Source organism: Cupriavidus sp. SW-Y-13, from assembly GCF_009793345.1.
GTDB lineage: Bacteria > Pseudomonadota > Gammaproteobacteria > Burkholderiales > Burkholderiaceae > Cupriavidus.
On record NZ_WHLX01000002.1, the window covers coordinates 2,353,445 to 2,364,265 of the forward strand.

General features: G+C 63.9%; 9 protein-coding genes. 6 read left to right on the forward strand and 3 right to left on the reverse strand.

The genetic code is table 11. From position 1 onward, the window contains the following. The first annotated feature begins 30 nt into the window (after positions 1 to 30). From GA566_RS26040 to GA566_RS26065, 6 genes are all read left to right on the forward strand, one after another. Entirely contained in the window at positions 31 to 1,038 is a 1,008-nt protein-coding gene (locus GA566_RS26040) for a formylglycine-generating enzyme family protein (protein WP_160474439.1), read from the forward strand. 295 nt (positions 1,039 to 1,333) lie between these two features. Next, positions 1,334 to 2,557, forward strand: coding sequence for an MFS transporter (locus GA566_RS26045; protein ID WP_160474440.1), 1,224 nt, complete (start codon positions 1,334 to 1,336; stop codon positions 2,555 to 2,557). A gap of 94 nt (positions 2,558 to 2,651) precedes the next feature. Continuing rightward, the gene (czcI, locus tag GA566_RS33630) at positions 2,652 to 2,999 is read left to right on the forward strand and encodes a cation efflux protein, CzcI family (RefSeq protein WP_137927342.1); all 348 of its coding nucleotides are present in this window, start codon (positions 2,652 to 2,654) and stop codon (positions 2,997 to 2,999) included. 135 nt (positions 3,000 to 3,134) lie between these two features. Continuing rightward, the gene (locus tag GA566_RS26055) at positions 3,135 to 4,334 is read left to right on the forward strand and encodes a TolC family protein (protein WP_370459373.1); all 1,200 of its coding nucleotides are present in this window, start codon (positions 3,135 to 3,137) and stop codon (positions 4,332 to 4,334) included. Between the two features lie 28 nt (positions 4,335 to 4,362). Further along, the gene (locus GA566_RS26060; protein ID WP_160474442.1) at positions 4,363 to 5,664 is read left to right on the forward strand and encodes an efflux RND transporter periplasmic adaptor subunit; all 1,302 of its coding nucleotides are present in this window, start codon (positions 4,363 to 4,365) and stop codon (positions 5,662 to 5,664) included. 14 nt (positions 5,665 to 5,678) lie between these two features. After that, positions 5,679 to 8,858, forward strand: coding sequence for a CusA/CzcA family heavy metal efflux RND transporter (locus tag GA566_RS26065; RefSeq protein WP_160474443.1), 3,180 nt, complete (start codon positions 5,679 to 5,681; stop codon positions 8,856 to 8,858). A gap of 10 nt (positions 8,859 to 8,868) precedes the next feature. On the opposite strand, the gene GA566_RS26070 is transcribed toward GA566_RS26065, so the two are convergent. The 3 genes from GA566_RS26070 to GA566_RS26080 form a co-directional block, all read right to left on the reverse strand. Further along, the gene (locus GA566_RS26070) at positions 8,869 to 9,594 is read right to left on the reverse strand and encodes an anti-sigma factor domain-containing protein (RefSeq protein ID WP_160474444.1); all 726 of its coding nucleotides are present in this window, start codon (positions 9,592 to 9,594) and stop codon (positions 8,869 to 8,871) included. After that, positions 9,591 to 10,169: a sigma-70 family RNA polymerase sigma factor gene (locus GA566_RS26075; protein ID WP_137927347.1), complete on the reverse strand. Its 579-nt coding sequence runs from the start codon at positions 10,167 to 10,169 to the stop codon at positions 9,591 to 9,593. The genes GA566_RS26070 and GA566_RS26075 overlap by 4 nt, the downstream gene beginning before the upstream one ends. A gap of 85 nt (positions 10,170 to 10,254) precedes the next feature. Further along, positions 10,255 to 10,800 carry a DUF3455 domain-containing protein gene (locus tag GA566_RS26080; RefSeq protein ID WP_160474445.1) on the reverse strand — a complete coding sequence of 182 codons (546 nt, stop codon included), beginning with the start codon at positions 10,798 to 10,800 and terminating at the stop codon, positions 10,255 to 10,257. Positions 10,801 to 10,821 lie beyond the last annotated feature (21 nt).

Genomic DNA, 10,821 nt, shown 5'->3' on the forward strand with positions numbered 1-10,821 from the left:
GTCTTCCTGTCATCCGGTGCAGAGTGTGCGATGAGAAAAACAGTGGCGTGGGTGGTGCTTGGCGCGTTCGCCGTGGGGGCGGCGGCCACGCTTGCCGTGCGCGCCGTACCGTTGCATGCTTCGGCTCCGCTTGGCACGCCCGGCCAGTGCACGGGCTACAGTGGCGTACCACAGGGTTGGCGCAAGGCGCGCACGGCCGGCATGGCACATGTACGCGGCGGCGAGTACGTACCGGGCACCACGCTCGGCTATCCTGATGAAAGACCAGCGGGCAAAGTCCGCGTGCGCGATTTCTGGATCGACCGCACGGAAGTCACCAACGCGCAGTTCACCGCGTTCGTAAAGACCACGGGTTATGTCACCGATGCGGAGCGCGCGGGTGAAGCCGTGGTCTTTCACAAGCCGAGCGGCGAAGAACTGCAATCGCGCCCCTACGCATGGTGGTCGATGGTGCGCGGCGCGGACTGGCGACATCCTTCGGGCCCGACGTCATCGATCGAGGACAAGGACAATCAGCCGGTCACACTGGTGACGCAGGCTGATGCGCGCGCCTATGCAACGTGGCTCGGTCGTGATCTGCCGACCGAGGATGAATGGGAGTACGCAGCAAAAGCCGGCGAATCCGGGCCTGCGTTGGAAACGATGCCGAACGATGCCAACGGTGTGCCCACTGCAAACTACTGGCAGGGCATTTTTCCGACGCTGAATAGCGCGAAGGATGGCTTCGATGGTTTGGCGCCGGTGGGTTGCTATATGGCCAATGCGTTCGGGCTCTACGACATGATTGCGAATGCGTGGGAATGGACGGGCGATGTTTATACCGGGCCGCGCCAGTCGCACGCGAACGGGGATACGGCGTATGTGGCCGCGCAATCGACGCGCAGGGCTCGCGATACGCGGATGGCAGTGATCAAGGGTGGGTCGTTCCTCTGCGCGCCGGATTTTTGTGTTCGCTATCGCGCATCGGCGAGGGAGCCCGCGGAACGGGATCTGCCGACTTCGCATATTGGATTCAGGACGGTGTTGCGGGGCGGGTGAGTTTTACCTTCGCCCGTCGCTATGCGCTCCCCTACGGTTTGCTCCCCTCTCCCGCCATGCGGGAGAGGGGTTGGGGGAGAGGGCCGGCGGTGCAATCACCAACACGTCTCAATTTGCACTGCAAACCCTCTCCCCCGCCCCTCTCCCACTTCGCGGGAGAGGGGAGAAAGTCAAAATCCGCGTTCCATACTGCCAGGCAACACCCCCTACGCGTTGTCGCCAATAACGCATCTACGCGATTTGCTGCAAAATCGGGAACTTCGCATTCCGCCCCGCCCCCACGGAGCTTCCCGTCATGTCTCGGCTGTCTTCCCTGCGCCCCGTGTTGCCTATTCTCATTGGCGCATCCGTGATGTTGTCCCTCGCCATGGGCCTGCGACAAAGCCTGGGAATCTTCGTGCCGCCGCTGACGCGTGACGTCGGAATCTCGGTGGGTGACTTCACCATTGCCGTAGCGATCCAGAATCTCACATGGGGCATCCTGCAGCCGATTGCCGGTGCGCTGGCGGTGCGCGTCGGGTTTCGTCCGCTGATGGTCGGTGGTTCCGCGTTGTATCTGCTGGGCCTTGTGCTGCTGGCGTCCGCGCATTCGCTGCTGTTCGTGATCATCGGTGCCGGATTGCTGATCGGCACCGCCATGGCAACGACGGGCACAGCCATGGCGATGGCCACAGCGTCGAGCGCCGTATCGCCACAGATGCGCAGCATGGTGCTGGGCTTCGTGTCCGCATCCGGATCATTGGGTGCGATGCTCGCTGCGCCAATCGGCCAGGCGATCACGCAGGACTGGGGCTGGCGCATGGGCGTGGCAGCGTTCGTCGTGCTGGCGCTCGTGATGCTGCCCGCCGCATGGGCAGCGGGTCGTGTCGACAAATCGCGCCCGCCGCTCGATGCCCGACAGGCAGAACAGAGCGGACGCCAGGCGCTGATGAGCGCGCTGCGCCATCCGCCTTTCCTCGTCATGGCGTTCGCCTACACGGTCTGCGGCATGCAACTGGTGTTCCTGACCACGCACCTGCCTGCCTATCTCGATATCTGCGGCATGGACCCCATGCTCTCCGCGCAGGCGCTGGGCCTGATCGGCGGGTTCAATGTACTGGGCAGCCTGTTCTTCGGATGGGCCGGCGGACGCGTGAACAAGCTGCTGCTGCTCGGCTGCATCTACATGCTCCGGTCGGTCGGATTCATCTGGTTCTTCCATACCCTGCCGACGCCCGGCAGCACGATGGTCTTCGCGTCGGTAATGGGATTTCTCTGGCTTGGTGTGTCGCCGCTGGTGCAAGGGTGGATCGCCCAGACCTTCGGGCTGCGGTGGCAGGCGATGATCGCCGGGGTGGCATTCTTCAGCCATCAGCTTGGCAGCTTTATCGGCGCTTTTGGCGGCGGATGGCTGTACGACCTGATGTCGAACTATTCGATGGCATGGAAGATCGGCGCCGGTCTGGGGCTGACCGTGGGTGCGATCCAGATCGGCTTTGCGCTGCGCTCGCGCACGCAGGCGCCGCGACTGGCTGTGTAGCCCTTGAGGCGCGCGGTTGTCGCCATATCGTAATGCGGCGGGTATCCGGATTGCGGTATCCTTGCGCCGACCCTCTTCTCAAACCTCCAGCTGGATGCGTCGATTTTTTCTGATTTGTCTGTTGCTCGTTTTGCCGTTCCAGTTTTCCTGGGCGGCAGCGGCTCGCTATTGCCAGCACGAATCGGCAGTGGCGTCGTGGCATCTCGGACATCACGATCATCGTCATCAGGCCGCGCAGGGGGATTCGGAGAAGGAAAAGGCCGGGGTTGCCGATACTGACTGTGGCGTCTGCCACATCGTTTCGGTCCCGCTGGCCTTTGGCACGTTCGTGGATAGCGGAGATGCGCGGTTCCAGGACGTGAGCATTCCCCCGCACGTCTGGCCCTTCTCTTCGCGCGGCCCCACCGCGCCGGATCGTCCGCAGTGGCTTCGTCTCGTTTAACGGCGAGACGCACCCTTCACAATTCCGAGTCGTTTCGCCGAATTTCCCAGTCATTTTTCCTGGTGCAATTCGATGCGAAGAATCCTCACGCCGCTTGGGCTGGCGGCCGTATTTCATAGCCCGTTTCTGATCTCGATGCCTGCGATGGCGCAGGCGCCCGCGAACGTATCCGTCGCCTCCCCCGTGGAAGGTGCCGGACCGCTCGGCCTCGATGCCGCGCTCTCGCTGGCGGCGGCCAGCAACTTTACGCTGTCGGCGGCCGGCAAGGAGCTGGACTCCACCGAGGGCGGCATCATGCAGGCCCGTACGATTCCGAATCCGGAAATCTCGGCAAGCATGGAAGACACGCGCAAGTCGACGCGCAGCACTACCGCGCAGGCCAATATCCCCATTGAACTGGGTGGCAAGCGCTCCGCGCGCATCGGCGCGGCAGAACGCGCACGCGAGGTAGCGCAGGCCAGTCTGGCGAGTGTCCGCGCCGATATCCGCGCGCAGGTTATCGAATCGTTCTTCTCGGTATTGATTGCGCAGGAGCGCGTGAAGCTCGCCAACGGATCGGCAGATATCGCGCGGCGCGGCGCGCAGGCGGCGGCGCGGCGTGTGGCGGCTGGCAAGATTTCACCGGTCGACGAGACCAAGGCGCGCGTGGAGCAGGCCAATGCCGAGTTGGAACTGGCCGAAGCCACCGCGAGCCTGATGTCGGCGCGTCAGTCGCTGTCGGCACTTTGGGGCAACACGGCGCCGCAATTCTCCGAAGCACAGGGCGATCTGGATGCGTTGCCATCCCGGCCCGCACCGGCCGCCTTGCAGAAGGCGCTCGACGACTCGCCGCTCGTGGTGATGAGCCGCGCGGAACTGGATCGGCGCGAGGCGGTGGTGGGCGTGGAACGTAGCCGCCAGTATCCCGACCTCACGCTGAGCCTCGGCGCCAAGCGCGACAACGATGCCAACCGCAATATGGCGGTCATCGGCGTGGCGATTCCCTTGCCGCTATTCGACCGCAACCAGGGCAACCTGTATCAGGCGATCCGTCAGGCGGACAAGGCGCAGGACGAGTATCTCGCCAATCGCATCGCGCTATCGCGCACGTTGCTGCAGGCGTCGAACCAGCTTTCCGTGTCGCGGGATTCGGCGCGGACGCTCAAGGACACCGTACTGCCCGCTGCCGAGCAGGCGTTCCACGCGGCGACCATCGGTTTCGATGCAGGCAAGTTCAGCTATCTGGATGTGCTCGACGCGCAGCGCACCCTGTTCCAGGCTCGCATCCGCTATCTCGGCGTGCTGGGCCAGACCTACCAGTCCGCGACGACGATCGATCGCATCCTCGGACACTAACGCGGCGTACGTTCAGACGGAATTCATCATGGCAATCACGAAGAAGCAAAAGACCGCCATCGCGGCAATCATCCTGGTAGGGGCGCTCGCCACTGGCGCTGCGCTGTTCACGAACATCGGCGGCAGTAGCGGCGGGCACGACGACGAGCATGCGCACGAGAAGGAGCATGCACACGAGAAAGAGCATGCGCATGACGAGAAGGAGCACGCGCACGACGAGAAGCACGACGACAAGGCGCAGCACGGCAAGGAAGAGAAGGGACACAAGGATCACGGCGAACGCAAGGAAGTCGCTGAGACACCGGGCAAGATCGCGCTGACTGCCGAGCAGGTAGCCAAGGCAGGCATCGTCGTGACGGCGGCAGGCCCGGCGCAGGTGTCATCGGGCGTGGAATTTCCCGGCGAAATCCGCTTCAACGAGGATCGCACTGCGCACGTTGTGCCCCGGCTCGCAGGGGTAGTCGAAAGCGTACCCGCGAACATCGGGCAGCAGGTAAAGAAAGGACAGGTGCTTGCCGTGCTCGCCAGCACCACGCTGTCCGATCAGCGCAGCGAGCTGCTGGCGGCGCAGCGGCGCCTGGAACTGGCACGCACCACGCATGATCGGGAAAAGAAGCTCTGGGAAGGGAAGATTTCCGCGGAGCAGGATTACCTCGTGGCGCGCAACGCGCTGCAGGAGGCGCAGATCGCGGTGCAGAACGCGCAGCAGAAACTGACGGCGGTGGGCGCATCGACCAGTTCGTCGGCACTGAATCGCTATGAACTGCGCGCGCCGTTCGACGGCATGATCGTGGAGAAGCACATCTCGCTGGGCGAGGCCGTGGCGGATAACACGAACGTCTTCACGCTGTCGGATCTCTCGGCGGTATGGGCGGAGTTCGTGGTGTCGGCGCAGGATCTCGACCGGGTGCGGCTTGGCGCGAAGGTCGAGGTTCGTTCGACCGCGTTCGATGGCAAGGCCGAGGGCACGGTGTCGTATGTGGGCTCGCTGCTCGGTGAACAGACGCGCACCGCCAAGGCGCGCGTGACGCTCACCAATCCGCAAATGGCATGGCGTCCGGGCTTGTTCGTCACGGTCCGCGTGATCGGTGCCGCCGTGGACGTGCCCGTTGCCGTACCGGCCGATGCCATACAGGAAGTGGAAGGGAAGACCGTGGTGTTCCTCTCGGCGCCGGACGGATTCACGATGCGCGCCGTGAAGGTCGGACGCACCAACGGCAAGATCGTCGAAATCGTGGAAGGACTCGATGCCGGCGCACGCATCGCCACGGCCAACAGCTTCGTGCTGAAGGCCGAACTCGGCAAGTCCAGCGCCGAGCATAGCCACTGAACCGGGAGCACGCCATGTTCGAACGTCTGATCCGGTTCGCCATCGAGCAGCGATGGCTGGTGTTGCTGGCCGTGCTTGCCATGGCCGCGCTCGGTGTCTACAACTATTCACGCTTGCCCATCGATGCGGTGCCCGACATCACCAATGTGCAGGTGCAGATCAACACCTCGGCCCCTGGATATTCCCCGCTGGAGACCGAGCAGCGCGTGACGTATCCGCTCGAAACCGTGATGGCCGGCCTGCCAGGGTTGCAGCAGACGCGTTCGCTGTCGCGCTACGGGCTGTCGCAGATCACGGTGATCTTCAAGGATGGCTCGGATGTCCACTTCGCGCGGCAGTTGGTCAACCAGCGGCTGCAGGAGGCAAAGGGCAACCTGCCACCGGGCGTGGTGCCGGCGATGGGCCCCATCTCCACGGGCCTTGGGGAAATCTATCTGTGGACTGTGGAAGCCGATGAAGGCGCGCGCAAGGCGGACGGCACGCGCTACACGCTCGCCGATCTGCGCGAGCTGCAGGACTGGGTGGTGCGGCCGCAATTGCGTACCGTGCCGGGTGTTACCGAAATCAACACGATTGGCGGCTTCGACAAGCAGTACCTCGTGGCCCCAAGCCTTGAGCGTCTGGCGTCGTATGGGCTGACGCTCGGCGATGTGGTGACCGCGCTGGAGCGCAACAACGACAACGTTGGTGCGGGCTATATCGAGCGACGGGGCGAGCAGTATCTGGTGCGTGCGCCGGGCCAGGTGAAATCGGAAGACGATATCCGCAACGTGATCGTCGGCACGGCACAGGGCCAGCCGATCCGCATCCGCGATATCGGCAACGTCGAAATCGGCCGCGAACTGCGTACGGGCGCGGCCACCGACAACGGCAGGGAAGTGGTGCTCGGTACGGTGTTCATGCTGATCGGCGAGAACAGCCGCGCAGTGTCGCGGGCGGTGGACGAGCGCGTGGCATCCATCAACCGCACGATGCCGGACGGTGTGCAGATCGTGACGGTGTATGACCGCACCAAGCTGGTGGACAAGGCCATTGCCACGGTCAAGAACAACCTGCTCGAAGGCGCGGTGCTGGTCATCGTGATCCTGTTCCTGTTCCTCGGCAATGTGCGCGCGGCGCTGATTACGGCGCTCGTCATTCCGCTGTCGATGCTGTTCACGTTCACGGGCATGGTGCACTACCGCATCAGTGCGAACCTGATGAGTCTTGGCGCGCTCGATTTCGGGATCATCGTGGATGGCGCGGTCGTGATCGTGGAAAACTGCGTGCGGCGGCTCGCGCACGCACAAGGGGTGCAAGGCAGGCCGCTCACACGGTCCGAGCGATTCGAGGAAGTGTTCGCCGCTGCGCGCGAGGCGCGTCGTCCGCTGCTGTACGGTCAGTTGATCATCATGATCGTCTACCTGCCGATCTTCGCGCTGACGGGCGTGGAAGGAAAGATGTTCCATCCGATGGCCTTCACGGTGGTGCTGGCGCTGCTCGGCGCGATGATTCTCTCGGTCACGTTCGTGCCGGCTGCGGTGGCGCTGTTCATCGGCAATCGCGTGGCGGAGAAAGAGAACCGGCTCATGCTGTGGGCGAAGGCGCGCTATGCACCGCTGCTGGAGCGCTCGCTGGCGAATGCGCCGGTGGTACTGACGCTCGCCGGTGTATCGGTGGTGTTCTGTCTGGCAATTGCCACGCGGCTCGGCAGCGAGTTCATTCCCAACCTCAATGAAGGCGACATGGCGATTCAGGCGCTGCGCATTCCGGCCACGAGCCTGACGCAATCGGTCGAGATGCAGAAGACCATCGAAACCACGCTGAAAGCGAAATTCCCGGAGATCGAACGCATCTTTGCACGCACGGGTACGGCGGAAATTGCGTCGGACCCGATGCCGCCGAATATCTCTGACGGCTACGTCATGCTCAAGCCAGAGAAGGACTGGCCGAAGCCAAAGAAGACACACGCCGAACTGCTGGCGGCCATCCGCGAGGAAGCGGGCAAGATTCCCGGCAATGCGTACGAGTTCTCGCAGCCGATCCAGCTTCGCTTCAACGAGTTGCTCTCGGGCGTGCGTTCCGATGTGGCTGTGAAGATCTTCGGCGACGACAACGAGGTGCTCGACGAGACCGCGAAGAAGGTGGCGACGGTGCTGCAAGGTATAGCAGGCGCACAGGAGGTCAAGGTGGAGCAAACCACCGGGCTGCCGATGTTGACCGTGAACATCGACCGCGACAAGGCCGCGCGCTACGGCTTGAACATGAGCGATGTGCAGGACGCCGTGGCAGTCGGCATCGGCGGACGCGAAGCGGGTCTGTTCTTCCAGGGGGATCGACGCTTCAATATCGTCGTGCGATTGCCGGAGGCAGTACGTGCCGACATCGAAGCGCTGCGCAGGTTGCCGATCCCGCTGCCGAAGGGTAGCGCAGCCGATGCACGCACCACGTTTATTCCGCTGAGCGAGATTGCGACGCTCGACATGGCGCCAGGCCCCAACCAGATTTCGCGCGAGGACGGCAAGCGCCGGATCGTGGTCAGTGCAAACGTGCGCGGCCGGGATATCGGCTCGTTCGTGCCGGAAGCAGAGAGCGCGATCCAGAGTCAGGTCAAGCTGCCAGCCGGGTACTGGACCACGTGGGGCGGCACTTTCGAGCAACTGCAGTCTGCGAAACAGCGTCTGCAGGTGGTGGTGCCCGTGGCGCTGCTGCTGGTGTTTATCCTGCTGTTCGCGATGTTCAACAACCTCAAGGATGGCCTGCTCGTGTTCACGGGTATTCCGTTCGCGTTGACGGGCGGCATTCTTGCGCTGTGGCTGCGCGGCATTCCGTTGTCGATCTCGGCGGCGGTGGGCTTTATCGCGCTATGCGGGGTTGCCGTGCTGAACGGACTGGTGATGTTGTCGTTCATCCGCTCGTTGCGTGAGGATGGACACAGTCTCGACGATGCGGTGCGTACCGGCGCGCTGACGCGACTGCGCCCTGTGCTGATGACCGCGCTCGTGGCATCGCTGGGATTTGTGCCGATGGCGATTGCCACGGGAACCGGGGCCGAGGTGCAACGTCCGTTGGCGACCGTAGTGATCGGCGGCATCCTGTCCTCAACCGCGCTGACGTTGCTGGTGCTGCCAGTGCTATATCGACTGGTTCATCGAAAGGAAGCCGGCAGCACCGCTATCGCACAGGCTGCCCCATCGGTGCCGGAAACCGCGTGAGCGGGCGCGATCAACCGACCCGGATCGCGCGGCCGATGTAGAGAATGGGTCCGGTGGGTCGTCCGGTCGGTGATCCGGCGGGCGGCTCCAGCGTGATCTCGAACAACTGGTTTGGCTGCAGTGGCGGCAACTTGTTGATCGGGATCTCCAGCCGCTGGCCGGGACGTACAAGTCCCAGCGATACCGGCCCCGCCCAATCATCGGCCTTGGTCCAGAACTGCAGGCTGCGCCCACTCGGCGCGGCTTGCGATGACAGTGAAACCAGCGACAACGTGCGGTCGGACGACGCCTGGATCAGCCAGCCCGGCGTCTTGTCGCGCGGCTCGGCGAGCACCACGACATAGCGCGGACCCGCAGGCGCCAGGACTTGCGAGCCCAGCAAGACGCCCAACACCACCGCAAACGCGGATGCCCCAAGCGCGAGACCGCGCCACACGGCCAGTGTGCTCCACCAGTTTTCTGTCTTGTCTTTTTTGATCGAGCGAAGTCCGACGCTGGCCGCGATGCGATGCCACAGCGCAGCGGAAGGCTGCACCGGCTCGGCAAGTGCGGTAAGCGGATGCATGCGGCTTTCCCATTCGCGCACCCTTGCGGCGAATCCGGCATCGGAGCGCATGCGCTGTTCCACGTCCTCGCGTTGCGATTGGGAGAGTGTGCCGATTACGTACTCGGCGGCAAGCTGATCCAGCGCATCGTCTGGCTCTCGGTCGTCGGGACCGGGGGTGCCGGCACTCATTGCATGCACTCCTTTAGCGCGCGCAGGCCGCGTCGAATCCACGCCTTGACGCTGCCAAGCGGCGCGCCCAGGCGGGTGGCAACTTCCGCATGCGAGCAACCATCGAGATAGGCCAGCAGGATGCTCTCGCGCTTTGGTGGGTCGAGCTGGGTCAGGCAATCACCGAGACGACCCGCCAGCACGCGCTGCTCCGCCGCATCGATCTCGTCGCCGTACGCTGCCAGTGCTGCCTCGGCATCGAGCGCCTCTGCGGTGTCCTCATCGACCGTTACGGTGCGCAAGCGACTGCGCACCACGTTCAGGGCCTCGTGCCGTACGATCGAGAACAGCCACCCGCGCGCCTCGCCCCGGTTGCCGTCGAAGCTGCCGGCGGCGTTCCAGATTTTCAGGAAGGCATCGTGCAGGACATCCTCGGCCGTCTGCCGATCCCTGACGATGCGCAACGCCACGCCCAGCAGATAGGGCGAGGCGTGATCGTAGAGGCGGCGCAGCGCCCCCGCATCACGCTTCGCGCAACCGGCAAGGGCGCCCGCGTAATCGAACAAATCCTGAATGCGAGGCGCAGCGGTGTCCAAATTGGCGTCCTGGGTCTGCCCCTTTGTCACGAGGCGATGGGCGCATCATAGCCGCCCAACGCACGTTTCAGGCGCCCGGCCGATTTCAGGACGCTTTCCAGAACAGATAGTCGGCCTGATAACCCACGGTCTGCTTCGCCCCGACATTGGCGCTGGAGCACGGCATGCTCGGCGCCACCCCACCCTTTGTGGCCACGCGCTGGATGAACGTGACGCCCATCATGCTGCCCGCGCCCATCGCCGGATTGGCCTTGACCAGTTGATGCGGAATGTTTCCGTCACCGCCCGGCGCCGTAGCCACCTGCGTAGCAGTGACCTTCGACCCATCGCTCGATTCCCACGTAGCCGGCGGCCCGTAGTACTTGCCAACCGTCGCGCCACTACGATCCTTCAGCACGGCAGTGGGACCGACGAAAACCCATTCGTGTTCGGCCTGGGTGTTGGCTTTCACACGGCACTCATAGAGCAACTGACCGCTGCCAACGGTCTGCATGGCCATTTTGTTACCGGCCGGTACACGGATGGCTTCCGCGACAGGTGCGGGCGGCGTCATCGACATATTGCCGCTGTTGGCGGCGCAGGCGGAAAGGAGAACTGCGGCGGCGGCGGGGAAAAATACGCTGCGAATCATGGTGGACTCCCGGTAGGGTGA

Coding starts and splice junctions, on each gene's coding strand:
- GA566_RS26065 (WP_160474443.1), top strand. CDS start 5,679: ATGTTCGAACGTCTGATCCGGTTCGCCATCGAGCAGCGATGGCTGGTG.
- GA566_RS26060 (WP_160474442.1), top strand. CDS start 4,363: ATGGCAATCACGAAGAAGCAAAAGACCGCCATCGCGGCAATCATCCTG.
- czcI (WP_137927342.1), top strand. CDS start 2,652: ATGCGTCGATTTTTTCTGATTTGTCTGTTGCTCGTTTTGCCGTTCCAG.
- GA566_RS26045 (WP_160474440.1), top strand. CDS start 1,334: ATGTCTCGGCTGTCTTCCCTGCGCCCCGTGTTGCCTATTCTCATTGGC.
- GA566_RS26040 (WP_160474439.1), top strand. CDS start 31: ATGAGAAAAACAGTGGCGTGGGTGGTGCTTGGCGCGTTCGCCGTGGGG.
- GA566_RS26055 (WP_370459373.1), top strand. CDS start 3,135: ATGCCTGCGATGGCGCAGGCGCCCGCGAACGTATCCGTCGCCTCCCCC.
- GA566_RS26070 (WP_160474444.1), bottom strand. CDS start 9,594: ATGAGTGCCGGCACCCCCGGTCCCGACGACCGAGAGCCAGACGATGCG.
- GA566_RS26080 (WP_160474445.1), bottom strand. CDS start 10,800: ATGATTCGCAGCGTATTTTTCCCCGCCGCCGCCGCAGTTCTCCTTTCC.